General features: G+C 60.3%; 23 protein-coding genes. 9 read left to right on the top strand and 14 right to left on the bottom strand.

Annotated features, from left to right (window positions below):
- Window positions 1-2: 2 nt before the first annotated feature.
- From mazG to cysM, 4 genes are all read right to left on the bottom strand, one after another.
- Window positions 3-836 carry a nucleoside triphosphate pyrophosphohydrolase gene (gene mazG, locus I9H07_RS06355; RefSeq protein WP_024672451.1) on the bottom strand — a complete coding sequence of 278 codons (834 nt, stop codon included), beginning with the start codon at window positions 834-836 and terminating at the stop codon, window positions 3-5.
- Window positions 837-951: 115 nt separating this feature from the next.
- Window positions 952-3,195, bottom strand: coding sequence for a GTP diphosphokinase (gene relA, locus I9H07_RS06350; protein ID WP_024672452.1), 2,244 nt, complete (start codon window positions 3,193-3,195; stop codon window positions 952-954).
- Between the two features lie 157 nt (window positions 3,196-3,352).
- Window positions 3,353-4,708, bottom strand: coding sequence for a 23S rRNA (uracil(1939)-C(5))-methyltransferase RlmD (rlmD, locus tag I9H07_RS06345; protein ID WP_236423391.1), 1,356 nt, complete (start codon window positions 4,706-4,708; stop codon window positions 3,353-3,355).
- Window positions 4,708-5,610: a cysteine synthase CysM gene (gene cysM, locus I9H07_RS06340; RefSeq protein ID WP_024672454.1), complete on the bottom strand. Its 903-nt coding sequence runs from the start codon at window positions 5,608-5,610 to the stop codon at window positions 4,708-4,710. The genes rlmD and cysM overlap by 1 nt, the downstream gene beginning before the upstream one ends.
- Window positions 5,611-5,893: 283 nt before the next feature.
- On the opposite strand from cysM, the gene I9H07_RS06335 reads away from it, so the two are divergent.
- From I9H07_RS06335 to I9H07_RS06325, 3 genes are all read left to right on the top strand, one after another.
- Entirely contained in the window at window positions 5,894-8,647 is a 2,754-nt protein-coding gene (locus I9H07_RS06335; RefSeq protein WP_024672455.1) for a response regulator, read from the top strand.
- A gap of 182 nt (window positions 8,648-8,829) precedes the next feature.
- Window positions 8,830-9,267, top strand: a complete 438-nt coding sequence (locus tag I9H07_RS06330; RefSeq protein ID WP_024646810.1) for a hypothetical protein — start codon at window positions 8,830-8,832, stop codon at window positions 9,265-9,267.
- Window positions 9,264-9,671 (top strand): META domain-containing protein, encoded by a 408-nt coding sequence (locus I9H07_RS06325; protein WP_058391612.1) that lies wholly within the window; start codon window positions 9,264-9,266, stop codon window positions 9,669-9,671. Before I9H07_RS06330 ends, I9H07_RS06325 begins: the two co-directional genes overlap by 4 nt.
- Before the next feature lie 265 nt (window positions 9,672-9,936).
- Here I9H07_RS06325 and I9H07_RS06320 read toward each other — a convergent pair whose 3' ends face one another.
- Entirely contained in the window at window positions 9,937-10,404 is a 468-nt protein-coding gene (locus I9H07_RS06320; protein WP_024647159.1) for a TlpA disulfide reductase family protein, read from the bottom strand.
- A 145-nt stretch (window positions 10,405-10,549) separates the two neighbouring features.
- On the opposite strand from I9H07_RS06320, the gene arsC reads away from it, so the two are divergent.
- The 3 genes from arsC (at window position 10,550) to I9H07_RS06305 (ending at window position 12,284) form a co-directional block, all read left to right on the top strand.
- On the top strand, window positions 10,550-10,903 hold the full coding sequence (arsC, locus tag I9H07_RS06315; protein ID WP_058823985.1) for an arsenate reductase (glutaredoxin): 354 nt from the start codon (window positions 10,550-10,552) through the stop codon (window positions 10,901-10,903).
- Window positions 10,900-11,505, top strand: coding sequence for an NAD(P)H:quinone oxidoreductase (gene wrbA / locus I9H07_RS06310; RefSeq protein WP_058823986.1), 606 nt, complete (start codon window positions 10,900-10,902; stop codon window positions 11,503-11,505). Before arsC ends, wrbA begins: the two co-directional genes overlap by 4 nt.
- Window positions 11,506-11,612: 107 nt before the next feature.
- Complete coding sequence (locus I9H07_RS06305; protein WP_024673384.1) at window positions 11,613-12,284, top strand: DNA-3-methyladenine glycosylase I; 672 nt, start codon at window positions 11,613-11,615, stop codon at window positions 12,282-12,284.
- Window positions 12,285-12,290: 6 nt separating this feature from the next.
- Here I9H07_RS06305 and ttcA read toward each other — a convergent pair whose 3' ends face one another.
- Window positions 12,291-13,115, bottom strand: coding sequence for a tRNA 2-thiocytidine(32) synthetase TtcA (gene ttcA / locus I9H07_RS06300; RefSeq protein ID WP_024673385.1), 825 nt, complete (start codon window positions 13,113-13,115; stop codon window positions 12,291-12,293).
- 192 nt (window positions 13,116-13,307) lie between these two features.
- Between ttcA and I9H07_RS06295 the strand changes: the two genes are divergently transcribed.
- Window positions 13,308-13,802 (top strand): SprT family zinc-dependent metalloprotease, encoded by a 495-nt coding sequence (locus I9H07_RS06295; RefSeq protein ID WP_058392895.1) that lies wholly within the window; start codon window positions 13,308-13,310, stop codon window positions 13,800-13,802.
- 66 nt (window positions 13,803-13,868) lie between these two features.
- Here I9H07_RS06295 and I9H07_RS06290 read toward each other — a convergent pair whose 3' ends face one another.
- From I9H07_RS06290 to I9H07_RS06275, 4 genes are all read right to left on the bottom strand, one after another.
- The gene (locus I9H07_RS06290; RefSeq protein ID WP_024673387.1) at window positions 13,869-15,221 is read right to left on the bottom strand and encodes a dicarboxylate/amino acid:cation symporter; all 1,353 of its coding nucleotides are present in this window, start codon (window positions 15,219-15,221) and stop codon (window positions 13,869-13,871) included.
- A gap of 394 nt (window positions 15,222-15,615) precedes the next feature.
- Window positions 15,616-16,962, bottom strand: a complete 1,347-nt coding sequence (locus I9H07_RS06285) for an ATP-binding protein (RefSeq protein ID WP_024673650.1) — start codon at window positions 16,960-16,962, stop codon at window positions 15,616-15,618.
- Window positions 16,959-17,636, bottom strand: coding sequence for a response regulator (locus tag I9H07_RS06280; RefSeq protein WP_236423393.1), 678 nt, complete (start codon window positions 17,634-17,636; stop codon window positions 16,959-16,961). The genes I9H07_RS06285 and I9H07_RS06280 overlap by 4 nt, the downstream gene beginning before the upstream one ends.
- Before the next feature lie 27 nt (window positions 17,637-17,663).
- Entirely contained in the window at window positions 17,664-18,014 is a 351-nt protein-coding gene (locus tag I9H07_RS06275) for a hypothetical protein (RefSeq protein ID WP_024673649.1), read from the bottom strand.
- 177 nt (window positions 18,015-18,191) lie between these two features.
- Between I9H07_RS06275 and I9H07_RS06270 the strand changes: the two genes are divergently transcribed.
- Complete coding sequence (locus tag I9H07_RS06270; protein WP_236423394.1) at window positions 18,192-18,980, top strand: dienelactone hydrolase family protein; 789 nt, start codon at window positions 18,192-18,194, stop codon at window positions 18,978-18,980.
- Between the two features lie 350 nt (window positions 18,981-19,330).
- Here I9H07_RS06270 and I9H07_RS06265 read toward each other — a convergent pair whose 3' ends face one another.
- The gene (locus I9H07_RS06265) at window positions 19,331-19,864 is read right to left on the bottom strand and encodes an REP-associated tyrosine transposase (protein ID WP_236423396.1); all 534 of its coding nucleotides are present in this window, start codon (window positions 19,862-19,864) and stop codon (window positions 19,331-19,333) included.
- A gap of 231 nt (window positions 19,865-20,095) precedes the next feature.
- On the opposite strand from I9H07_RS06265, the gene I9H07_RS06260 reads away from it, so the two are divergent.
- On the top strand, window positions 20,096-20,821 hold the full coding sequence (locus I9H07_RS06260; protein WP_236423397.1) for a 4'-phosphopantetheinyl transferase family protein: 726 nt from the start codon (window positions 20,096-20,098) through the stop codon (window positions 20,819-20,821).
- Here I9H07_RS06260 and fhuF read toward each other — a convergent pair whose 3' ends face one another.
- From fhuF to I9H07_RS06245, 3 genes are read right to left on the bottom strand one after another with little or no spacing between them, the layout of a single operon-like run.
- On the bottom strand, window positions 20,822-21,568 hold the full coding sequence (fhuF, locus tag I9H07_RS06255) for a siderophore-iron reductase FhuF (protein ID WP_236423399.1): 747 nt from the start codon (window positions 21,566-21,568) through the stop codon (window positions 20,822-20,824).
- The gene (locus tag I9H07_RS06250; protein WP_236426674.1) at window positions 21,526-23,130 is read right to left on the bottom strand and encodes an ATP-binding protein; all 1,605 of its coding nucleotides are present in this window, start codon (window positions 23,128-23,130) and stop codon (window positions 21,526-21,528) included. Before I9H07_RS06250 ends, fhuF begins: the two co-directional genes overlap by 43 nt.
- A gap of 4 nt (window positions 23,131-23,134) precedes the next feature.
- Window positions 23,135-23,896 carry a response regulator gene (locus I9H07_RS06245; protein ID WP_419149696.1) on the bottom strand — a complete coding sequence of 254 codons (762 nt, stop codon included), beginning with the start codon at window positions 23,894-23,896 and terminating at the stop codon, window positions 23,135-23,137.
- Window positions 23,897-24,279 lie beyond the last annotated feature (383 nt).

The raw sequence follows: 24,279 nt of genomic DNA, 5'->3' as shown, positions 1-24,279 counted from the left end.
CCTCAGCCGCAGCCGGGCGTGCTCTTTTCCTGACGTTTGGCTTCGCCCCACAACGCGTCCATGTCTTCGAGCGAGCACTCTTCGATGGGACGCTGGAGGTGACGCAATGCCTGTTCAATGAATCGAAAGCGTCTGTCGAACTTGTTATTGGCCGAGCGTAACGCAGTTTCCGGATCAACTTTAAGGTGCCGGGCCAGATTGACGACACTGAACAGCAAGTCGCCGACTTCTTCAGCGATGCCCTCGGCGTCATTGTCGACCATGGCTTCAAGAATTTCATCGAGTTCTTCGCGTACCTTGTCGACGACCGGCAATGCCGCAGGCCAGTCGAAACCGACCTGCGAGGCGCGTTTCTGCAGTTTGGCTGCCCGACTCAGCGCAGGCAAGGCGGCGGGCACGTCATCGAGCAGCGACAACTGCTCGGGCACAGCGGATTTCCCGGCGCGCTCCTCAGCCTTGATCTCGTCCCAGCGCTGATTCACCTGATCATCCGTCAGGCGCGGCGTTTCCGGCGGCGCATACAACTCGCCGGTCGGGAAAACGTGCGGATGTCGACGCAGCAATTTGCGGGTAATGCCGTCTACCACGCCCTCAAACTCGAAGCGCCCTTCCTCCTTGGCCAACTGGGCATAAAAGACCACCTGAAACAGCAGGTCGCCCAACTCACCTTGCAGGTGATCGAGATCGCCCTGCTCGATGGCATCGGCCACTTCGTAGGCTTCTTCCAGCGTATGCGGCACGATGCTGGCGTAGGTCTGCTTCAAATCCCACGGGCAACCGAACTGCGGATCACGCAGCCGGGTCATGAGATGAAGCAGGTCTTGAACTGTATACATGGGCTTCCTTCGGTCGCAGCGGTTTAGCTTCAAGCTTCAAGCTTCAAGCTTCAAGCTAGAAGCCACCGCAATCCGCTTTAGCTTGCAGCTTGAAACTTGCAGCTTATAGCTGCCCCTAGGGCGTCCTGTTCCTGCGTGTTTCGATGATGTTCGGCAGTTGGGATATCCGCCCCAGCAGCCGTCCCAGCGCGTCCAGACCCGGAATTTCGATGGTCAGGGACATGAGCGCGGTGTTGTCTTCCTTGTTCGAGCGGGTATTGACCGCCAGCACGTTGATGCGCTCGTTGAGCAGCACCTGGGTGACGTCGCGCAACAGGCCGGAGCGGTCGTAGGCGCGGATGATGATGTCCACCGGATAGGTGAGCACCGGCACCGGGCCCCAGCTGACCTGAATGATCCGCTCGGGCTCGCGACCACCCAGTTGCAGCACCGAGGCGCAATCCTGGCGGTGGATGCTGACGCCGCGGCCCTGAGTGATGTAACCGACAATCGCGTCGCCCGGCAGCGGCTGGCAGCAGCCGGCCATCTGCGTCATCAGGTTGCCGACGCCCTGAATCTGGATATCACCGCGCTTGCCTGGCTTGTAGCCGGTAGCCTTGCGCGGGATCAGTTCCAGTTGCTCGTTGACGCGATCCGGCTCGACCTGCTGCTGAGCCAGGTTGACCAGTTGCGCCAGACGCAGATCGCCCGCGCCCAAGGCGGCGAACATGTCGTCAGCGGTCTTGTGATTGGCCTTGTCCGCCAGCTTGTCGAAATCGACCTGCGGCAGCGCAAGACGCGCCAGCTCACGCTCGATCAGGGTTTTACCGGCGGCAACGTTCTGGTCGCGAGCCTGCAACTTGAACCAATGAACGATCTTGGCCCGCGCCCGGGACGTGGTGATGTAACCCAGGTTCGAGTTCAGCCAGTCGCGACTCGGCGTGCCGTGCTTGCTGGTGATGATCTCGACCTGTTCACCGGTCTGCAGGCTGTAGTTGAGCGGCACGATGCGGCCGTTGATCTTCGCGCCACGGCAGTTGTGACCGATTTCGGTGTGTACCCGATACGCGAAGTCCAGCGGCGTCGAGCCCTTGGGCAAATCGATAGCGTGGCCGTCAGGGGTGAATACATACACCCGGTCCGGTTCGATATCGACGCGCAACTGCTCGGCCAGACCGCCGATGTCGCCCAGCTCCTCATGCCATTCGAGCACCTGACGCAGCCAGGAAATCTTCTCCTCGTAATGATTGGAACCGGATTTGACGTCGGTGCCCTTGTAACGCCAGTGCGCGCAGACGCCCAGTTCGGCTTCTTCGTGCATGGCATGCGTGCGGATCTGCACTTCCAGCACCTTGCCTTCCGGCCCGATGACGGCGGTGTGCAGCGAGCGATAGCCGTTTTCCTTGGGGTTGGCGATGTAGTCGTCGAACTCCTTGGGAATATGCCGCCACAAGGTGTGCACAATGCCCAGCGCGGTGTAGCAATCGCGCATTTCCGGGACCAGCACGCGCAACGCACGCACGTCGTAGATCTGGCTGAACGCCAGGCCCTTGCGCTGCATTTTGCGCCAGATGGAATAGATGTGTTTGGCTCGGCCGCTGATGTCAGCAGTCACGCCGGTGGCCTGCAACTCGTCGTCGAGCTGGGACATCACTTCGCTGATGAAGCGCTCACGGTCCAGCCGGCGCTCGTGCAGCAACTTGGCAATCTGCTTGTACTGCTCAGGCTCCAGGTAGCGGAAAGACAGGTCTTCCAGCTCCCACTTGATATGGCCGATGCCCAAGCGGTGAGCCAACGGCGCGTAGATGTCGAAGACTTCCCGTGCCACACGGTTGCGTTTCTCGTCGTCGGCGTTCTTTACCGCACGAATGGCGCAGGTCCGCTCGGCCAGCTTGATCAACGCAACACGCACGTCATCAACCATCGCCACCAGCATCTTGCGCAGGTTTTCGACCTGTGCCTGACTGCCCAGCACCAACGATTGACGCGGGCTGAGACTGGCGCTGATCGCGGCCATGCGCAACACGCCGTCGATCAGTTTGGCAACGGTCGAGCCAAAACGCTGCTCGACTTCCGGCAGCGGGATCACGCCTTCACGCACGCCACGGTAAATCACCGCAGCCACCAGCGAATCCTGATCCAGCTTGAGGTCAGCCAGGATCTCCGCAATTTCCAGACCGGTCTGGAAACTGGAGGTGCCGTCTGCCCAATGATTCTTGTGGGCCTTGTCGTTCTGCTCGGCTTGCCGGGCAAATTCACAGGCCTGTTTCATGACTTCCCGGTCCAGGACCAGGTCGACGCTGACAATATGATCGAGCCATGCGTCGAGATTGATACTGCCGTCTGTGTTTATCGGCTGGTTCGCTCTCACCTGTACCATGCTGCTTACCTTCCCTACGGCGCGATGAATAGCGCCATCAGTCGCCAGCCTTCTGAGCGAATGCCACTTGCCGGGCAAGCAAGGACCAGCATTCGCGGGCCAGTCGGATTAAATGAGATTCCCTGTCAGCAGCCAGACTCTATCCAATGAAGGCGGCTCACTTACTCATTTCAAATAAAGCCATCGCCTCGACATGCGCCGTCTGCGGGAACATATCGAGGATTCCGGCACGTTTTAATCGGTAGCCCTGATTAACCAGTTCGACCGTGTCACGAGCCAAAGTTGCCGGGTTGCATGAAACATAAAGCAAGCGCCGGGCGCCTGTTTTTCTGATCTGGCGCACCACTTCGAAGGCCCCGTCACGCGGCGGGTCCAAGAGTACCGCAGAAAACCCCTCCGCCGCCCAGTCGGCCTGGGTCAGCGGCTGGGCAAGATCCGCCTGAAAAAACTGCACATTGTGCAGATCATTACTCATTGCGTTGACGGCTGCACGTTCGACCATGGTCGCAACGCCTTCGACCGCCACCACTTCTTTCGCCAGACGTGCCAGCGGCAAGGCGAAGTTGCCCAGCCCGCAAAACAGGTCCATCACACGCTCATCAGCGGCAGGTGCCAGCCATTGCAACGCCTGCTCGATCATCGCGGTATTGACCGCCGCGTTGACCTGAATGAAATCTCCCGGACGCCAGGCCAGTTGCAGGTTCCACGGTTCCAGCCGGTAACCCAGGGTGTCGCCAGTGTTGACCGGTTGGGGGTCGCCTTCGCCGTGCAGCCAGAGCTGTGCGCCGTGCGTCGAACAGAACGCCTGCAGGGTTGCCAGGTCCGCATCGGCCAATGGCGCGGTGTGGCGCAGCAACACCGCCGTCGACGATCCACTGAACAATTCGACATGCCCCAGCACCTGCGGCTTGCTGAAACTCTTCAGCATCGCAGGTAACTGACTCATGATCGGTTGCAAGGCCTGTACCAGCACCGGACACGCTTCGATGCTCACGATATCCTGACTGGCAGCGGCGCGGAATCCGACATCCAGCCTTTTGGCCTTGGCGTCCCAGCGAACCGCGACCCGCGCACGTCGGCGATAGGCCAGTTCAGACCCGCTCAAAGGCGCTGCCCACTCATCCGGGGTGACGTTCGCCACCCGCAACAATTGCTCGGCGAGCATGCGCTGTTTCAGGGCAAGCTGTTCTTCATGGGGCACATGCTGAACGCTGCACCCGCCACAACGGCCGAAATAATCGCAGGCCGGGGCGCGGCGCATGGCACTGGCGGTGAACACACGCTCAGTACGCGCCTCGACCACCTTGCCGCGCGCGTTGAGCACCCGCGCCTCGACCTCCTCACCGGCCAGACTGCCAGCGACAAACCAGGTCTTGCCGTCCAGAAAGGCAATACCGCGCCCGTCATCGGACAGCCGCTCGATGCTCAGCCGCTGCTTTTTACCGACAGGGATCTGCACGCTCTTGACGCCGCCGGTTGGCTGGAAGCGCAGACCTCTTTCATGCTTGGCCATCAGTTGGGCATATCGTAGACGCCGGTCGACAGGTAGCGGTCGCCTCGGTCACAGATGATCGCCACAATCACGGCGTTTTCGACTTCCTGGGAAATACGCAGCGCACCGGCCACCGAACCACCGGAAGACACACCGCAGAAGATACCTTCTTCGCGGGCCAGGCGGCGCATGGTCTCTTCGGCTTCGGTCTGGCCCATGTCCATCAGCCGGTCGACGCGATCAGACTGATAGATCTTCGGCAGGTATTCGGTCGGCCAGCGGCGGATGCCAGGAATCGACGCGCCTTCCATCGGTTGCAGACCGACGATCTGCACGTCGGGGTTCTGCTCCTTAAGGTAGCGCGAAGTGCCCATGATGGTGCCGGTGGTGCCCATTGAACTGACAAAATGAGTGATGGTGCCAGCCGTCTGCTGCCAGATTTCCGGACCGGTGGACGTGTAATGCGCCTCGGGATTGTCGCCATTGGCGAACTGGTCGAGCACTTTTCCGCGTCCTTGGGCCTGCATGCGCTCGGCCAGATCACGAGCGCCTTCCATACTGTCTTCCTTGCTGACCAGAATCAGCTCGGCGCCGTACGCCGTCATCGCCGCCTTGCGCTCGGCACTGGAGTTGTCCGGCATGATCAGAATCATGCGGTAACCCTTGATCGCAGCAGCCATGGCCAACGCGATGCCGGTGTTGCCCGAGGTGGCCTCGATCAGCGTGTCACCCGGCTGAATCTGGCCGCGCAGCTCGGCGCGCACGATCATCGACAGCGCCGGGCGGTCTTTTACCGAACCCGCCGGGTTGTTACCTTCCAGTTTCAACAGGAGGGTATTGCTGGTATTGCCCGCCATGCGTTGCAGACGCACAAGCGGGGTGTTGCCGACGCAATCGGCGATGGTTTGATACTGCAGGGTCATGGCGTATTCGCGGTCCAGTCTGCGGGGGCGCCTATCATAACGGCAAACGCCCAAAGCCCATATCACGCAAAGTGCGGTGCTTATTGCCAAAAGGCATAACGAACTGTTTTGCAGCCGTTTCCTTTATAGCGTCTATTGACGCTCTAATCGCGTCGCCTAAGCCGATAAAAGAGTTATATGCCCATCACGGCGCTAAATAGCTAAACTCATCTCCTCGTGCCGATACAGCCAGGCAGCCGATGCCTGTTATCGACGGATTGATACCTGTTGCTGGAGAGAAAGCGTGCTGACCAAGCTGGGTATAAAAGGCCGTGTGCTGCTACTGACGATTCTGCCTGCCAGCCTGATGGCCGCGATGCTGGGTGGCTATTTCACCTGGATGCAGTTGAGCGAACTGCAAAGCCAGCTGCTGCAGCGCGGCGAGATGATCGCGCAGGACCTGGCACCGCTGTCGGCCAATGCCCTGGGGCGCAAGGACAGCGTGCTGTTGAGCCGGATCGCCTCGCAGACACTGGAACAGACCGACGTGCGCGCCGTGTCGTTTCTGGATGTCGACCGCACGCCATTGGCCCACGCCGGGCCCACCATGATCAGCCCGGTGCCCCTCGGCAACAGCTCGCAACTGCTCAGTTCGACCGGCGTCGACGCCACCCGCTACCTGCTGCCGGTGTTTGGCCATCAGCGCCACCTGACCAGTCCGATCATCCCCGCCGAAGCCGACACCCTGCTGGGCTGGGTGGAACTGGAGATTTCCCATAACGGCACCTTGCTGCGCGGCTATCGAAGCCTGTTTGCCAGCCTGCTGCTGATTTTTACCGGCCTGGCCTTTACCGCGATTGTTGCCGTGCGCCTGAGCCGCACCATCAACGGGCCGATGAGCCTGATCAAGCAGGCAGTGTCGCAACTCAAGGACGGCAACCTCGAAACCCGTCTGCCCCCCTTGGGCAGCCGCGAGCTGGACGAACTGGCCTCGGGCATCAACCGCATGGCCGCGACCTTGCAGAACGCGCAGGAAGAACTGCAGCTGAGCATCGATCAGGCCACCGAGGATGTCAGGCAGAATCTGGAGACCATCGAAATCCAGAACATCGAGCTGGACCTGGCGCGCAAGGAAGCGCTGGAAGCCAGCCGCATCAAGTCCGAATTCCTCGCCAACATGAGCCATGAAATTCGCACCCCGCTCAACGGCATTCTGGGTTTCACTCATCTGCTGCAGAAAAGCGAACTGACGCCGCGCCAGTTCGATTATCTGGGAACCATCGAGAAGTCCGCCGACAACCTGCTGAGCATCATTAACGAAATTCTCGACTTTTCGAAGATCGAGGCCGGCAAGCTGGTGCTCGACAATATTCCGTTCAACCTGCGCGATTTGTTGCAGGACACGCTGACCATCCTGGCCCCGGCGGCCCACGCCAAGCAGTTGGAACTGGTCAGCCTGGTGTACCGCGACACGCCACTGGCACTGTCCGGCGACCCGCTGCGCCTGCGGCAGATCCTGACCAATCTGGTCAGCAACGCGATCAAGTTCACCCGTGAAGGCACCATCGTCGCGCGGGCCATGCTTGAAGACGAAACCGAAGAGCACGCACAACTGCGCATCAGCGTGCAGGACACCGGAATTGGCCTGTCCAGCCAGGATGTGCGAGCGCTGTTCCAGGCCTTCAGCCAGGCCGACAATTCGCTGTCGCGCCAGCCGGGCGGCACGGGGTTGGGGCTGGTGATTTCCAAGCGTCTGATCGAGCAGATGGGCGGCGAAATCGGGGTCGACAGCACACCGGGCGTGGGCTCGGAATTCTGGATCAGCCTGAAACTGCCCAAGGCCCGCGAAGACAAGGAAGAATCGCTCAATATTCCCCTGCAAGGGCTGCGCGCTGCGGTACTTGAGCATCACGACCTGGCGCGTCAGGCGCTGGAGCACCAACTGGAAGACTGCGGCCTGCACACCGTGGTGTTCAATAATCTGGAAAACCTGCTCAACGGCGTCACGGCGGTTCATGAAACGCCGTCGGCGATTGATCTGGCGGTGCTGGGCGTGACCGCGCTGGAAATCTCGCCAGAGCGGCTGCGTCAGCATATCTGGGACCTGGAAAACCTCAACTGCAAGGTGATGGTGCTGTGCCCGACCACTGAACATGCGTTGTTTCAATTGGCGGTCCACGATGTTTACACCCAGTTGCAGGCCAAGCCCGCCTGCACCCGCAAGTTGCAAAAGGCTTTGTCGGAACTGATCGCCCCAAGGGCGGTTCGGGCCGACATCAGCCTGCCGCTGTCCAGCCGGGCGCCGCGCGTGCTGTGCGTGGACGACAATCCGGCGAACCTGCTGTTGGTGCAGACGCTGCTGGAAGACATGGGTGCTGAGGTCATGGCGGTCGAAGGGGGTTATGCCGCGGTCAATGCGGTGCGCCATGAGGCATTCGATCTGGTGTTGATGGATGTGCAGATGCCCGGCATGGACGGACGTCAGGCCACCGAAGCGATTCGCGCCTGGGAAGCCGAGCGTAATCAGACTTCGCTGCCTATCGTTGCGCTGACGGCGCACGCCATGGCCAATGAAAAACGCTCGCTGCTGCAAAGCGGCATGGACGATTATCTGACCAAGCCGATCAGCGAAAGGCAACTGGGGCAAGTCGTGCTCAAATGGACAGGGCTGGCGTTGCGCGCGCCTGCACCGGAGCGTCAGCATGAGGCGACGCTGGTTCACGTCGGGCCGCTGGTGCTCGATCACGAGGAAGGCCTGCGTCTGGCCGCGGGCAAGCCTGACCTGGCGGCCGACATGCTGGCCATGCTCCTGGCGTCGCTGGAAGCCGACCGCGAAGCCATCAGCACGGCGCGCGCCAATAACGACGTGCAGGCCCTGATCGAACGCGTTCATCGCCTGCACGGCGCGACGCGTTACTGCGGCGTGCCACAACTGCGCACGGCCTGCCAGCGCGCCGAAACACTCCTGAAACAGGACGCCCCGCACAGGGAAGATGCGCTGGACGATCTGGACAAGGCGATAGTCCGTCTTGAAGCAGAGGCTCGGGTGTCCGCTTGACCTGCCTGGGCACCTATCGTTCCTCACGCTCCAGCGTGGGAATGCTTTTCACGACGCTCTGCGTCGCAAAGAAGACGCGGAGCGTAAGTAAAAGCGTGCCGCCTCAGGGCATTGGCACGAGAGTCAGGAGGAACTGTTTATCGCGCGGAGCATGGTAGGATGCGCGCAATTTTGGAGGACCCATGGTCGAACACGATTTCCGCTACAGCATGCTCAACCCGCAACACACGCTGACTGAATGCCGCACCCTGGCGCCCGGTCGTTATCAGGTCACCGGCAACGGCGGCTCGATCCACGACCACGACCAGTTGCTGGTGACCATCAAGGGCAGCAAAAGCCTGCACATGCGCCTGACAGTCGAAAAGGTCCGGCACCTGATCAACCCGCCCGGCCAATGGATTGCCGTTGCCAAAGGCCCGGTGTTTGACGAATTGGCAATCCACCAGTGGCAAGTGCATTGCGACAGCTGCAACGCCGAACTGAATTTCGAGTTCATGGTTGAAAGCAAGCTGGGCGTGAAGGCCCAAAAACCTGCCGCTAACGCGCGTATCGCGGAGCTGGGCTGGAAAACCGAAGGCGAAAAGCACCTCTGCAAGAAGTGCCAGGAGAAAGCGGCATGAGACAGCTAGCGCTCCTGAGCCTGATCGGTGGCGCGCTGCTGGTCGGTTGCGCCGCAGACCCGCTGCCTATTCGGCAGGACAAGAGTTACGTGATGGAATGGATCGGCGAACGCCCGCTGATCGACAACAGCCACCTGACCATGACCCTCGGTGCCGATGGCCGCGCTTACGGTAATGCGGGCTGTAATCACTGGTTCGCGCCTTACACCCTGAACGACCACACCATCAGCTTCGGCGCAGTGGGCAAGACCCGCAAAATGTGCGCGCCAGCACTGATGGAGCAGGAACAGCGCTTCATCAAAGCCATCAGCACTGTACAACGCTGGGACATCTCACCCATCGAGCAACTGCGCCTGTGGCCAGCCGAAGGCAAACCGCTGCGCTTCTGGCTGGAAGATAGCTGAACAGCCTGCGGCTAACTATCGTGCGACGCTCCGCGTCGGCATGCCGTTCCAGACACCCCCGCGTCCTCTTGCGACGCAGAGCGTCGCGACCTGCATTCCCACGCTGGAGCGTAGGGAACGATGATCTCAACTATCGTGCGACCTGCATTCCCGCGCTGGAGCGTAGGGAACGATGATATCAACTATCGTGCGACGCTCCGCGTCGCATGCCGTTCTGGACGCTCCGCGTCCTCGTTGCTATGCAGAGCGTCGAGAACTGATCTGATCACCCCTCGCCGCGCAGCGCCTTGAGTTTCTGAATCACAGTCGCAGCCGATTGCTCGCCGAGCAGTTGCTCGCGCATCTTGCCTTTGTCGTCGATGATGTAGGTCACCGGTAACGCCTCGGAAGGCGGCAGGCTGTATTGCTCGGCCGGGTCCTGGGCCAGCACTGTGAACTTGATACCCAGTGCGTTGGCGGCATTTTTCAGTTCGTCACCTTGCAGGTTGTCAAAATTGACGCCCAGCACCGTGACCTTCTTGTCCTTGAGCTGCTCGGACAAGGCATTGAATTCCGGAACCTCGGTACGGCAGGGGCCACACCACTCAGCCCAATAGTTCACCACCAGCCAGTGGCCCTTTATACGTTCGCTGGCGACCTTCTGGCCGTTCTGGTCAGTGCCCAGATCCACACCGCAGCCGCTGAGCAGCAAACTGCCGAGAAGTATCACCGCTGCTGTCAATCGCATTGCCATTTATATCCTTCCTCGCCCGTTCAACCTGCGTTACCGATGACCAGGCTTTCTTATACCCACGTTACGACTATTGACCATCCGATATGTCGAACAGTGTCATCGCTGGGTAGAATACGCCCCACCCCATACAAGATGCGACCTGCAAATGACCGATCTGACGCTGTATCACAACCCGCGCTGCACCAAGTCCCGCGGCGCGCTGGAACTGCTTCAGGCGCGTGGCCTGAGCCCGGACGTCGTTCTGTATCTGGAAACCCCGCCCGACGCAGCCACTTTGCGCGACCTGCTCGGCAAGCTGGGCATTGGCGCACGGCAACTGCTGCGCAGCGGCGAAGACGATTACAAGCAACTCAATCTGGCTGACGCGAGCCTCAGCGACGAGCAACTGATTGCCGCCATGGCTGCCCATCCCAAACTGATCGAACGACCGATTCTGGTCGTCGGCGACAAGGCCGTGATTGGCCGTCCACCCGAGAACATTCTGGAGCTGCTGCCGTGAGCACACCTTATATTCTGGTCCTGTATTACACCCGCAACGGTTCGACCGGCGAAATGGCCCGGCAGATCGCGCGCGGTGTGGAACTGGGCGGCATGGAAGCACGCCTGCGCACCGTACCCGCGATTTCTGCCGATTGCGAAGCGACGGCGCCGCAGATTCCGGAAAACGGCGCGCTGTACGCAAGCCTTGACGACCTGAAAAACTGCTCAGGCCTGGCGCTGGGCAGCCCGACCCGCTTCGGCAACATGGCCGCGCCGCTGAAGTACTTTATCGACGGCACCAGCAACCTGTGGCTGACCGGCGCACTGGTCGGCAAACCGGCGGGCGTGTTCACCTCCACCGCCAGCCTGCATGGTGGCCAGGAAACCACGCTGATGTCGATGCTGCTGCCATTGCTGCACCACGGCATGCTGATCATGGGCCTGCCCTACAGCGAATCGGCACTGCTGGAAACCACCGGCGGTGGCACTCCGTATGGCGCCAGTCACCACGCCGGTGCGGATGGCAAGCGCGCGCTGGACCGCCATGAAACCGAGTTATGCCGCGCACTGGGCCAGCGTCTGGCGAAAACTGCGCTGCAACTGGATACGTCTCGCGGCTGACCGACTCGTCGGAAAGAGTCACCACACGTTTCTGGCAAAATCGCAAACTTGCAGGTCAAGGGTCGGTCTGAACCCTTGACCTGCCTGTTGAATCCTCTGGAGAACCGATGCACGACTACAAATGGCTGAACGAGTATTGCCTGAATCGATTCGGCTCTGCCAAGGCTCTGGAAGCTCATCTGCCCTCCCCCAAAACACCGAAACAACTGCAAGCCATCAGCGCCGACCGTTACCTGTCCACAATGGCCCTGCGGGTTTTTCGAGCGGGCCTGAAACACAGCCTGGTGGACTCCAAATGGCCAGCGTTCGAAGAAGTGTTTTTCCGCTTCGACCCGGAGAAGGTCGTGCTGATGGGCGCCGATCACCTGGAACGGCTGATGCAGGACGCGCGCATCATCCGTCACCTGGGCAAGCTCAAGAGTGTGCCGCGCAATGCGCAACTGATTCTGGACATCGAACAGGAGCATGGCAGTTTCGGTAAATTCATCGCCGAATGGCCGGTCGATAACATTACCGGTCTGTGGCAGTACCTCGCCAAGCACGGCAACCAGATGGGCGGGCTGTCATCGCCGCGCTTCCTGCGCATGGTCGGGAAGGACACCTTCATACCGACCTGGGATGTGGTTGCCGCCCTCAATGCACAAGACATCGTCGACAAAGTGCCGACCAGCAAACGTGATCAGGCCCTTGTGCAGGACGTATTCAACCAGTGGCATGCCGAAAGCGGCAGACCCATGTGCCAGCTGTCAGCCATGCTGTCGTTCACGGTCAACCACTGATCAGGCTCAGACATTCACCACGTTGACGAACCGTGAAGCGGCGGTTTCGTCGATGCGCAGGTGGGTGAAGTCGAACAGGTTGCGGTCGGCCAGTTGCGACGGCTGCACGTTCTGCAAGGCGCGGAAGATGCTTTCGGTACGGCCCGGCGTCTTGCGTTCCCAGTCCTGCAGCATGTCCTTGACCACCTGACGCTGCAGGTTTTCCTGCGAACCGCAGAGGTTGCACGGGATGATCGGAAACTGCTTGAGGTCCGAATAGGCCTGAATGTCCTTCTCGTGGCAGTACGCCAGCGGACGAATCACCACGTTGCGGCCGTCATCGGCACGCAGCTTGGGCGGCATGGCCTTGAGCGAGCCGTTGAAGAACATATTGAGAAAGAACGTCTCGACAATGTCGTCACGATGATGCCCCAGCGCCATCTTGGTGGCCCCGATCTCATCGGCAAAGGTATACAGCGTGCCGCGACGCAGCCGCGAGCACAGCGAGCAGGTGGTCTTGCCTTCCGGGATCAGTTGCTTGACCACCGAATAAGTGTCCTTCTCGACAATGTGGTACTCGACACCCAGTTCCTTCAGGTACGCAGGCAGCACGTGCTCGGGAAAGCCCGGCTGCTTCTGGTCCATGTTGACCGCCACGATGTCGAACCTGATCGGCGCGACTTTCTGAAAGTGCATCAATACATCGAGCAGGGTGTAGCTGTCTTTGCCGCCGGACAGGCAGACCATTACCTTGTCGCCGTCTTCGATCATGTTGAAGTCGGCCACCGCTTCGCCGGCCAGTCGACGCAGACGTTTCTGCAGTTTGTTCTGATTGACTGAAAGGCTGCCCATTTGCTTGAGGTGTCCGCCGGTGGGTTGAGAAAAGGCGGTTATTTTACGCATAACCGCTACGGGGTTAAACAGGCTGCGCGCATGCCGTCCAGACTGGCAACACCACTGATGCAAAAACGACCACCGGGCGGCTGGCATTTTCAGCGCCGCCTCTCCTTGCGGCATACTTGGCGTACTGGAGACCCAAAAAGCATGCCCGAACAACTCAATTCCCGCGTCGAAACCTGTTATCAACAAGCCGAAGCCTTCTTCAAACGCAGCTTCAAACGGCCAGTGGTCAGTTTCCAGTTGCGCGGCCAGAAGGCCGGCGTTGCGCATTTGCACGAGAACCTGCTGCGCTTCAACCCGCAGCTCTATAAAGAAAACGCCGAAGACTTTCTGCGCCAGACGGTGCCACACGAAGTCGCGCACCTGATTGCCCATCAGCTATTCGGTGGCAGCATTCAGCCGCATGGCGAAGAGTGGCAACTGATCATGCGCGGCGTCTACGAGCTGCCGCCCAATCGCTGCCATACCTACGCGGTTCAGCGCCGCAGCGTGACCCGTTACATCTATCGTTGCCCCTGCCCCGACAGCGACTTTCCGTTCTCGGCGCAGCGCCACGGCATGGTCCGCAAAGGTCGGCGCTACCTGTGTCGGCGATGCCGCGAGCCGCTGGTATTCAGTGGCGAGGTCCGTAAGGAATAATCTTCGGCAAACCGCAGGCGTAAAAAAACCCATCCGAAGATGGGTTTATTCATGGCCTGAAGGTTATCAGACGGTCTTGGTGGTGTTCACAGCAGCGGCTGGAGTCGGGCCTTCGGCAACGCCGAGGTCGTCTTCAGGACGGGTTTCCAGGATGGCACTGCCACCGGAAGCCAGTTCGGACTGCAGCTTGTCGGTGTCCAGCTCGCCGACCCACTTGGCAACCACAACCGTTGCAACAGCGTTACCGACCAGGTTGGTCAGGGCGCGTGCTTCGGACATGAAGCGGTCGATACCCAGAATAAGCGCCAGACCGGCAACCGGCAGGTGACCCACCGCCGACAAGGTCGCGGCCAGTACGATGAAGCCACTACCGGTGACGCCAGCAGCACCTTTGGACGACAACAGCAGCACCAGCAACAGGGTGATCTGGTGGGTGATGTCCATGTGGGTGTTGGTCGCCTGGGCGATGAACACGGCAGCCATGGTCAGGTAGATCGACGTACCGTCCAGGTTGAACGAGTAGCCCGTCGGGATAACCAGACCTACAACAGACTTCTTGGCGCCCAGACGCTCCATCTTGATCAGCATGCGTGGCAGGGCCGATTCCGACGAGGAAGTACCCAGTACGATCAACAGCTCTTCACGAATGTAGCGCACCAGCTTGAAGATGCTGAAGCCATGAGCGCGGGCGATTGCGCCCAGTACAAACACGACGAACAGCACGCAGGTGATGTAGAAGCAGATCATCAACTGACCCAGCTGCACCAGCGAGCTGACGCCGTAGGCGCCGATGGTGAAGGCCATGGCACCGAACGCACCGATAGGCGCCAGCTTCATGATCATGTTAATGATGTTGAACATCACGTGGGCGAAGCGATCGATGAAGTCCAGCACCGGCTTGCCGTAAGCACCCAGACGATGCAGGGCGAAACCGAAGATCACCGAGAACATCAGCACTTGCAGGATGTCGCCGTTGGCAAACGCGCCGACGATGGTGTTCGGAATCACGTTAAGGATAAAGCCGACGATGCTCTGATCCTGACCCGCAGTCACGTAGGCAGCGATCTTCGAAGCGTCGAGTGTGCTGACGTCGATGTTCATGCCGGCACCCGGCTGAACCACGTTGACCACGATCAGACCGATCAGCAGAGCAATGGTCGAAACGATCTCGAAATACAGCAGCGCGTAGCCGCCAGTCTTGCCGACCGACTTCATGCTCTGCATGCCAGCGATACCACTGACGACGGTGCAGAAGATGATCGGCGCGATAACCATCTTGATCAGTTTGATGAACCCGTCACCCAGCGGCTTTAGAGCCTTGCCGGTGTCTGGATAGAAGTGACCGATCAGGATACCGATGACAATCGCTACGATTACCTGGAAATAGAGGGATTTGTAGATGGGCTGACGAGTCGTCATTGCAGTTTTCCTCAAGGGCGCCGTCGGCATCATTACCTGATGCACGCGAGCCTATAAAGCGCTAACCCTCCTGCACTGGAGGGATTTGTTTTGTCGAGCTGCACGAGGCAGACATCTACCCTCTGAATAGCAATACGCGTGCCATGAAGTCAATTTGATATCAAATCCGCGCCAAGCAACGCGTACAGGGGTAACAGTAGCCGGGATTCGAAGGAAGAGGTGGCGGTTTTCCGCCGTATGATGGGAAAAACAGGCACACAGTGGCGGGTATCCGCCTTCTTCAGGCGGTGAAGGGAGTGCTCGCTGACGCGCAGAAGTGTGACGCAGAGCGTCACGAACGGCACTCCCACGCTGGAGCGCGAGGAACGACAGGTGTCTGGGAGAACACCTCTCGTCACTGCGCCAGAAAGTGAATCCTGAACGCTGCGCCACCCAGCGGGGAATCGCCCAGCGTCAGTTGTGCGCCGTAGCTTTCAATGATGTCCTTGACCACCGCCAGGCCGATCCCCTGACCAGGGTTCTGCCGATCCAGCCGCTCGCCACGCTCCAGAATGCGCGCACGCTGGCTTTGTGGAACGCCGGGGCCGTCGTCTTCGATACAGAGTTCATCGCCGGTCGCGGACTGACTGAAGCTGACACGCACCTCGCTCAGGCACAGCCGGTAGGCGTTTTCCAGCAGGTTGCCGAGCATTTCCAGCAGCGCGCCCTCCTCCATATGCACCTGGCACTGTTCCGGCAAGTCCAGCGTGACGTTGACCTGCTTGTCGCGATACACCTTGTCCAGTGTGTTGCACAGGCTTTCGACCACCGGGCGCAGCATCACGTGATGGCGCACCAAGCCACTTTTACGCAGGCTGGCGCGTTGCAGTTGATAGCCGATCTGCTGGCTCATGCGCTCGATCTGCGATTGCAGCACCCAGGCCTGTTCCATGTCCTCGGGACGCTTGGCGATGTTTTCGCTGACACCCTGCAACACCGCCAGCGGCGTTTTCAGACTGTGGGCCAGGTCGTCCAGCGAGTCGCGGTAACGAATTCGCTGTTCACGCTCGCTGCGCAACAGCCGGTTGAGCGAGTCGGTCAGGCGCAACAGTTCGCTTGGGTGCTCTTCGCTCAGGCTGTCACGCACGCCCGATTCCACCTGATCCAGTTCCTGACTCAAGCCGCGCAACGCACGCAACCCCCAGGTCAGGCCCATCCACAGCAGGCCGAGCAGCACCAATAATGCTGCGCCGAAGCCCAGATAGAGCTTGCGCCGCAAACCGTCGATGGTCTCCTGATAACCACGCAACGGCTGCACAGCAACGATACTGAACGCAGCGTTGCGGCCGCCCAGCAGACGAATTTCAACGTCGTAGACGAAGTACTCGTCGCCGTTGATTTCCTTGATCTTGGTGAATTCGCTGCCTTGCCCGTCATAGTGCGGGTGGTAGTCGATGTTTTCGCCTTCGGTCGACAGCGAACGCCAGACCATCTGCCCCTGGCGGTTATAGATGTAGCCCAGCAAGCGGCTGCCGGGCAGGTTGAACTGTTCGCCCGGCAACACTGACGGCATCAACAGATGGCCGTCCTCGACACGGGCGGCGGAAATCATGGTGGTGACATCGGACGCCAGCCGTTGCTCGATCGCTCCGCGTAACGCCAGGCTGAAGGCCCCCTGCAAGGCAGGCAGCATCAGCAACATGAAGATCACCGCCAAGGTGGCGGCGCCCAGCATCAAGCGCAGGCGAAGCGAACGAATCACGTACAGCGCTCATTGAACAGATAGCCCATGCCACGCACGGTTTCGATGGGTTTGAAGGCCACGCTGCTGTCCAGCTTGCGACGCAGCCGGCCGACCAGCACTTCAATCACGTTCGGATCGCGCTCGTCGTCATCGGGGTACAGTTGTTCCATCAAGCGCTCTTTGGGCACCACTTGCTGATGATGGAGCATCAGGTATTCAAGAATGCGGTATTCGTAGGCCGTCAGCGCTAATGGCTGCTCCGCCAGGGCGGCGTGTTTGCGATTGAGGTCGAGCAACAGCGGGCCAGCGGTGATGGTCGATTGAATAAAGCCACTGGAGCGCCGCAACAAGGCATTGAGCCGTGCGTCGAGCTCTTCGAACTGAAAGGGTTTGACCACGTAGTCGTCAGCCCCGGCAGCCAGCCCTTCGACCTTGTCCTGCCAGTTGCCGCGTGCGGTCAGGATCAGGATCGGAAACGCCTTGCCGAGCGTGCGCAACTGACGAATCAGGTCCAGCCCGCCGATGCCCGGCAAGCCCAGGTCGATCACCGCCAGATCGTGATTGAATTGCGCGACCTGATACAACGCTTCTTCCGCATTGGCCACCGCTTCCACCACATGCCCCGCTTCGGTCAGGCGGGTTCGCAGGTGATGGCGCAACAGCGCTTCATCCTCAACTACCAACAACTTCATGCAGCTCTCCCAGGCACAATCACAGCCTCAAGACAAAGAATGAAACGACATCGTCGCATCAGTACTCAACAGGTGGGCGCTGACGGGCACATGCTGTGTCACATCATAGCTGCCCTGCAGAATTTCGCGGCTGACCGGCAGCCCATTGTGGGTCCCCGTCAGGCTGCCGTAAACCGGCGGAGCGTAAAGCGTCCCCACCGAGACATTGGATTGCCCCTGCTCGCCGAGCGCGTTCCCCCAGCTGTGCGTATCGTCGAGCCTGTCGCTGGTCTTCGCGAACTCGATACGCGCCACGTCAAGCTTGCTGTCGCCAGCCTGCGCTGCCGCACTGCCGCCCAGAAAAGCCAGGGCCAGGAAAAACTTGTTGATATTCAACATATCGACTCCTTTTGCGCTCGGGGACGCTGTCAAGGTACGGCTCAACAGTAATCGTGCCGGGCTGAACCCCGACTGAACACTGCATGAACCGGCGCTGAACGGTCGGGCGCGCCACAGGCGGCAGAATCGGCTATCGTTTGACATCCGTGCTGCACCCCACTCAAAAAGGAGCTGAACATGCGTTTGTGGATGGCAATGATCATGATGAGCCTGACCGGGCTCGCCCAGGCGGCGATCAAGACCGAGCAGATCGATTACAAGAGTGCCGACGGCACCAGACTGGTGGGTTATTACGCCTACGACGACGCCGTAAAAGGCCCGCGTCCCGGTGTGCTGGTGGTTCACGAGTGGTGGGGGCTGAACGATTACGCCAAGCGCCGCGCCCGTGATCTGGCGGCATTGGGTTACAGCGCCATGGCCATCGACATGTACGGCGAAGGCAAGAACACCGAGCACCCGAAAGACGCGATGGCCTTCATGCAGGCCGCACTCAAGGACAGCGATGCAGCCGACAAGCGCTTTGATGCCGGGCTTGAACAACTGAAGAAACAGCCGCAGACCGACCCGAAAAAGATTGCAGCGGTAGGCTACTGCTTCGGCGGCAAGATCGTGCTGGACGCCGCTCGTCGTGGCGAGCCGCTGTTGGGCGTGGTGAGCTTCCACGGTGCTCTGGTCACCAACACCCCGGCCAGACCGGGCATCAAGGTGCCGATGCTGGTCGAGCATGGTGCCAAGGACAGCATGGTCACCCCGGAAAACGTCGCCGCGTTCAAGAAGGAAATGGACGACGCCAAGGCTGACTACAAATTCGTCAGCATCGACGGCGCCAAACACGGCTTCACCAACCCCGACGCCGACCGCCTGAGCCACGGCGAACACGGTGGCCCGGACATCGGCTACGACAAGGCCGCCGACCAGAGTTCATGGTCGGATATGCAGGTGTTTTTCAAGAAGATATTTGGTTGAACGAGGACGCAGAGCATCCTGAACGGCATGACGACGCGGAGCGTCGCACGATAGTCGGGATTATCGTTCCTCACGCTCCAGCGTGGGAACGCAGTTCTCGACGCTCTGCGTCGCAAAGAGGACGCGGAGCGTCTTGAACGGCATGACGACGCGGAGCGTCTGCACGATAGTCGGATTATCGTTCCGCACGCTCCAGCGTGGGAACGCAGTTCTCGACGCTCTGCGTCGTAACGAGGACGCAGAGCGTCCTGAACAGCATGACGACGCGGAGCGTCGCACGATAGTCGGATTATCGTTCCCTACGCTCCAGCGTGGGAACTCAGGTCTCGACGCTCTGCGTCGCAGCAGGGTCAGTACCAGCGCTGAATATCGATCAAGCCACGCTGTCCTTCATAGTCACGAGCGCTGGAGTATCTCCAATGCTCGCCGACATCCACATAGCCCCTCTTTACCGGGTTATGGTGAATGTAATCCAGCTTCTGTCGCATCACGCTTTCATTCCAGATCAACTCGGCATGAGTGCCCTCCTGCCAGACCTGATAAACCCTGTCGGTCTTGTGAATGCGCTTGACGAAACGCAGGCGCTGCAACGTGCTTTCAGCTTTTGACTTTTCGAGGGTCTCGACTATTTGCCTCGCCGTGAAGGATTTGAAACTACTCACACACTTGTCCAAGGCGGGCGCCTGGGCCACAAAGTGCAAATGGTTTTCCATAACGACGTACCCAAAAAGCTGTAATCCTTGATGCGCCTGTTGGTAGCGCCATGCGTTCAACAGAATCTCCACCAAAGCAGGCCGGGTAAAAAGCGGCAACCACTCCACCACCGTGCACGTCAGAAAGTGGGGTTTTTCAGGTTCGGTGATGGTGTATCTACTCCGGCCCATGTGTTCATCCTTGAATCATCAGAGGCACGAAAGGTACATCCCTGCGTACAGGTGAGGAATGAGGAAAGTGTGACCAGCTTTTTGCTCTGCGTCGCGAGAGGACGCGGAGCGTCCGGAACAGCATGACGACGCAGAGCGTCGCACGATAGTTGAGATCGACGCGGAGCATGGGGACGACGGTTATAGCCAGCGCCCTTCCCTCCAGCCCAATCCCCCGGCAAAATGCCGACCATGACTCAATTACCCCTCCTCCCCCTCTGCTGCCCCGAACTTGTCCGGCATTGGCCTTTGCCGCATGCCTTGCCGGGTGCGGTGCTGGTCAGTGGGTATTTTGATCCGCTCAAGCTGGCCGCAGGCGACTTTGCGCGTTGTGCGGTCGACTCCCCGGCGAGCATTCAGCGCTCGGTCGCCAAGCGGCAGACCGAATTCCTCGCGGGCCGGCTGTGCGCCCGCGAGGCCATGCGTCAGCTGGATGGTCGCCTGTGTATTCCCACGCTGGGCGAAGATCGGGCGCCGGTCTGGCCCGGTGATGTCTGCGGCTCCATCACGCACAGCACCGGCTGGGCGGCCGCCGTGGTGGCGCACAAGCAGCAATGGCGTGGGCTGGGGCTGGACACCGAGAACCTGCTGAGCCACGACCGGGCTTCTCGTCTGGCCGGGGAAATTCTGACCGCTGCCGAGCTGGCGGACATGGCCGCTGGCCCGGAAGACCAGATAGCGTTGCGCGTAACCCTGACCTTTTCGATCAAGGAGGCGCTGTTCAAGGCGCTCTATCCCATCGTGCAGAAGCGCTTCTATTTCGAAGACGCACAACTGCTGGAATGGTCCGCCGACGGCCGTGCGCGCCTGCGACTGTTGATCGATCTGTCCAGCGAGTGGCACTCAGGCAAGGAGCTGGACGGCCAGTTCAGCGTGCTGGGCGATCACCTTCTGAGTCTGATTGCCATCAACGCCTGATCACTCGGGCAGCGGGCAGTGCTCGCAGCGTCCGACCCACTCGATCCGATGACTCAAACAACACGCACGCCGTTGCCGACGCGGCTCAGTGCCCTCGGCCTGCGGCACATAACGCACCGCCTGAAACAACGGATTGGCCCGCCCATCCGGCCGCCGCTTTTCACTCAATAATGCAAGCCCCGCCTCCAGCGACACCTCACTGCATAAGGCCAGTTGAGCCAGACAGCCTTCCAGATAATCCCCCGCGCTGCTCCACAACACCGCACCGGGCAGTCCGCCATAAGCACTCAATGCCGCAATAAAGGGCTGCAGATTATCGTCAAGCAACCCGGCAAAGCGCTGAAACGGATCTGCCGGAACCTCCCGGTAAACCCCACCCTTTCCCGTCAGCCTGACACCGCACGGCACCCCGCGCTCATCCAGCGCCAGCGCCACGTCCGCAAGCGCCAACGGCCAGTGCCAGCCATGCACCAGACTGGCAACCAGCACCGGCGGAATCATCTGCATGAAGTAAAACTTGGCCCACTGCGAGACCAGCACCGGCAATTGACCGGGCATCAACTGCGGCCCGTAAACACTCAGCAGCAACTGATCCAGACGCTCAGGCCGCAGCACATCAGGCACGCCCACGACAGCCCGTGAATCCTCCGCCGTCAGCAGCGTCTGCCCAAAGCGCGCAAGCGGCCCGCTGAACAATGGCGAACTCAACGCGGCACCTGCGTGCGTGGCCAGGACAGGCTGAAACACGCGCCACCCAAACTGACACTGCGGCCGACCGATGCGCGGCCCTCGTGCCAGTGGATGATCCGCCGCACAATCGACAGGCCCAGCCCATGCCCGCCCGACGCCCGCGTGCGGCTGTCATCGATGCGCATGAATGGCGTGAAAATCTGCTCCCAAGCCTGCTCCGGAACACCGGGCCCGTCGTCGTCCACGTCGATACGGCATTGCTGCGCGCGCAACTGATAGCTGACACGCACTTCGGTTTCAGCGTGACGCAACGCATTACTGACCAGATTCTGTAGCGCCCGATGCAAGTAACGCGGCTCGGCCTCGACCCAGGCGGTTTCGTCTGGCGTAAAACACTCACCCCGCGAAATTCTCACGTCTGCGCGCAAGGGCGCCAGCTCGGCGATGACCTGATCGAGTAGCGCATCCAGGTCGACACGCTGGAAATTCAGGGTCGGCGCGCCTTGCTCCAGGCGCGCATAGGTGAGCATTTCATCCACCAGTTTGTCGAGGTCCTGAATATCGCTGTCCATGCCGCGCAGGTACTTGAGCCGCGCTTCCTCAGTAGCGGCGTCGCTGACCATTTCCAGACCGAAACGCAGCCGCGCCACCGGCGTGCGCAGCTCATGAGACACCGCCCGCACCAGTTCGCGCTGGATCATCAGCGAGCGCTGCAGGTGCTCGGCCATGCTGTTGAACGCCGCGGCCAATCGCCCTACCGAATCGGAACCCTCGGTGGGCACGCGGGTTTGCAGGCTGCCCTGGGCGATCTGCGTGGCAGCGGCTTCCAGTTCCAGCACGCGCCGCTCCAGACGCCGCACCAGCAGATAAACCACCAGCCCGATAAAACACAGCCCCAGCAAGGCGATCAGCAGCAGCCAATGCAGCGGATAAGGGTTCATCTGATACAGCGGGCCGATTTCCAGCACCCAGTGAGTGTCGACGATGCCGGCCAGCACGCGGATCGAATCGCCACCCTTGCCCAGCGCCATCACCGTATCGCCTTCATAGATGCGGCGGCGTTGATCGTCATCCAGATCGGCCTGATCCAGCGCCAGCAAGTGCAGATCAAAACCGAAGCCCTTGTCGATGCGCAGGGCTTGCAGGCGCGCCGGCTGCTCGTCGACCGGAAAGCGCACCAACTCGTCGATCAACAGATAGAGCGTCGCCCGTGCCAGTTGCTCGGTGATCTGCTGCACTTCGCCGCTCAACAGCAGCGGCTCTTTGTCGCTCAACTGGCGATAGACCTTCGCGGCGTGCGGGCCGATCTGCTCGACCACCACCTGCCCGCGCGCCAACTGGCCCAGTGCGCGGCTGTCGAGTTGGACCTGTTCGAAGCTTTGCAGGCTCAGCGGAATACCCAGCAGCCGCTCCCAGGTCGCCAGGGCGCGACGGCGCTCGATATCGTCGAGCGAAATCAGGTTGTCGGCCATCACCGTGAACGTGCCGTGGGCCAGGCGCTCGCGATACTGCTCGCCGCGCGCCTGATTGAGCACCTGCAGCGCCAGCACGCCCAGCAGCGCGACCAGCACCAGTACGCCCAGCACGCCGCCGTAGATGCGCAGAAAGATCGAATTCATCAGGTCAGCCGCTGAACACGTGGCCGCTCATGTCCTGCGCCGCCTCGGGCACAAACAGATAGCCCTTGCTGCGCACGGTCTTGATCAGACGCGGATGAATGGGATCGTCGCCGATCCTGGGGCGGATGCGCGAGATACGCACATCGATGGAGCGATCCTGCCCGTCGTAACCGACGCCGCGCAGCGCTGTGAAGATCTCCTCGCGGGACAAGGTGCGCCCGGCATTGGCGACCAGCAACCACAGCAGGTCGAACTCGGCACCGGTCAACTCGATGCTCTGCTCGCGCAGCCAGGCCTCGCGCAGGGCGTTGTCCACCACCAATGGCCCGAACACCAGCCGCCGCAGTTCGGCGGCGGGCACCTGCGGCGCTTCGCTGCGGCGCAGCAAGGCCTTGATGCGCGCCAGCAACACGCGGGGATGCACCGGTTTACAGACGAAATCATCCGCGCCGGTATCAAGTCCTTCTATATGGTCGGTGTCGTCGGTGCGCGCGGTGAGCATCAGAATCGGACCGTCATACCGGTCACGCACGCTGCGGCAGATACTGAAGCCGTCTTCGCCCGGCAGCATCAGGTCGAGAATCACCAGGTCAGGCTGTTCGTCGATGATTCGCGCTGCGGCCAGTGCGCCGTTTCCTTCTATCGTCACGCTCAGGCCGTTGTTCTGCAGGTAATCGCTGGTCAATTCAGCCAGACGTTGATCGTCTTCGACGATGAGCACATGCCAGATGTGTGGCTGCAAAAGAATCTCCCGGTATTGACCCATTGTTGTTTTAGAAAAGCGGGTTGCGGCGCTTCGTCGCAGACCAGTGTAGCAAGCGCTACACGTATCACGCGGCATAGCACAGGGCATGCCAGATCGGCCTTGCAGCGCGGTTTTTTTGTGATAGGGTTCGCGCCCTTAAAAAACAGCGCTATGCCGCCAGCGCCTGCAAAATTCGGTGACAAACGGTCCAACGCAGTAGTTATGCGGGCTCCACGCGCGACAGGCGTTTCATACACAAACTACACACACGTTTATCCACAGGCAGTGCGTTGCAATTCATGTCGAAAACGCATTATCTTGTAGCCCGACGTCGAGCGACACCCTACATGTAGGGTTTTGCGCAAAAACTCCAGCACAACTCAATCGAGAATTTCAAGCACTTT

It is taken from the genome of Pseudomonas syringae (assembly GCF_023278085.1).
GTDB lineage: Bacteria > Pseudomonadota > Gammaproteobacteria > Pseudomonadales > Pseudomonadaceae > Aquipseudomonas > Aquipseudomonas syringae_Q.
This window is presented reverse-complemented; position numbering and strand designations above follow the sequence as displayed.

Bases quoted from the DNA above. Each gene is read 5' to 3' on its own strand.
- mazG (WP_024672451.1), bottom strand. From the start codon at position 836: ATGTATACAGTTCAAGACCTGCTTCATCTCATGACCCGGCTGCGTGAT.
- relA (WP_024672452.1), bottom strand. From the start codon at position 3,195: ATGGTACAGGTGAGAGCGAACCAGCCGATAAACACAGACGGCAGTATC.
- rlmD (WP_236423391.1), bottom strand. From the start codon at position 4,708: ATGGCCAAGCATGAAAGAGGTCTGCGCTTCCAGCCAACCGGCGGCGTC.
- cysM (WP_024672454.1), bottom strand. From the start codon at position 5,610: ATGACCCTGCAGTATCAAACCATCGCCGATTGCGTCGGCAACACCCCG.
- I9H07_RS06330 (WP_024646810.1), top strand. From the start codon at position 8,830: ATGGTCGAACACGATTTCCGCTACAGCATGCTCAACCCGCAACACACG.
- I9H07_RS06325 (WP_058391612.1), top strand. From the start codon at position 9,264: ATGAGACAGCTAGCGCTCCTGAGCCTGATCGGTGGCGCGCTGCTGGTC.
- I9H07_RS06320 (WP_024647159.1), bottom strand. From the start codon at position 10,404: ATGGCAATGCGATTGACAGCAGCGGTGATACTTCTCGGCAGTTTGCTG.
- arsC (WP_058823985.1), top strand. From the start codon at position 10,550: ATGACCGATCTGACGCTGTATCACAACCCGCGCTGCACCAAGTCCCGC.
- I9H07_RS06305 (WP_024673384.1), top strand. From the start codon at position 11,613: ATGCACGACTACAAATGGCTGAACGAGTATTGCCTGAATCGATTCGGC.
- ttcA (WP_024673385.1), bottom strand. From the start codon at position 13,115: ATGGGCAGCCTTTCAGTCAATCAGAACAAACTGCAGAAACGTCTGCGT.
- I9H07_RS06295 (WP_058392895.1), top strand. From the start codon at position 13,308: ATGCCCGAACAACTCAATTCCCGCGTCGAAACCTGTTATCAACAAGCC.
- I9H07_RS06290 (WP_024673387.1), bottom strand. From the start codon at position 15,221: ATGACGACTCGTCAGCCCATCTACAAATCCCTCTATTTCCAGGTAATC.
- I9H07_RS06280 (WP_236423393.1), bottom strand. From the start codon at position 17,636: ATGAAGTTGTTGGTAGTTGAGGATGAAGCGCTGTTGCGCCATCACCTG.
- I9H07_RS06275 (WP_024673649.1), bottom strand. From the start codon at position 18,014: ATGTTGAATATCAACAAGTTTTTCCTGGCCCTGGCTTTTCTGGGCGGC.
- I9H07_RS06270 (WP_236423394.1), top strand. From the start codon at position 18,192: ATGCGTTTGTGGATGGCAATGATCATGATGAGCCTGACCGGGCTCGCC.
- I9H07_RS06265 (WP_236423396.1), bottom strand. From the start codon at position 19,864: ATGGGCCGGAGTAGATACACCATCACCGAACCTGAAAAACCCCACTTT.
- I9H07_RS06260 (WP_236423397.1), top strand. From the start codon at position 20,096: ATGACTCAATTACCCCTCCTCCCCCTCTGCTGCCCCGAACTTGTCCGG.
- I9H07_RS06250 (WP_236426674.1), bottom strand. From the start codon at position 23,130: ATGAATTCGATCTTTCTGCGCATCTACGGCGGCGTGCTGGGCGTACTG.
- I9H07_RS06245 (WP_419149696.1), bottom strand. From the start codon at position 23,896: ATGGGTCAATACCGGGAGATTCTTTTGCAGCCACACATCTGGCATGTG.